The sequence below is a fragment of the Proteus myxofaciens ATCC 19692 genome, from assembly GCF_001654855.1.
GTDB classification, from domain to species: Bacteria; Pseudomonadota; Gammaproteobacteria; order Enterobacterales; family Enterobacteriaceae; genus Proteus; species Proteus myxofaciens.
Genome location: NZ_LXEN01000281.1, coordinates 1 through 208, shown reverse-complemented (window position 1 = coordinate 208; position 208 = coordinate 1). Strand labels below are relative to the sequence as shown.

Sequence of the window (208 nt, the reverse complement as noted above, 5' to 3'; positions counted from 1 at the left end):
TTTTCTTTTTGAAAATGTTCTAAATATTAATGTAAAAAGTCTTGCCAAAACTAAATTACGAAATAATACAATAGATAACATAGTAAGAAGTGATATTATTAATTATAATGGAATAAACATAGATAATCAAAATATAGATAAACCAAATAACATAGATATTGCCAATAATATTAAATACAGAAAAAATATTATAAATGTTCAAAAGAAA

Annotated in this window: 1 protein-coding gene; it reads left to right on the top strand. The window is 18.3% G+C overall.

The genetic code is table 11. The annotated features are described in order from the left end of the window. Positions 1–208: hypothetical protein (locus M983_RS17815; RefSeq protein WP_210433270.1), on the top strand; the 208-nt coding region annotated here is incomplete at both ends.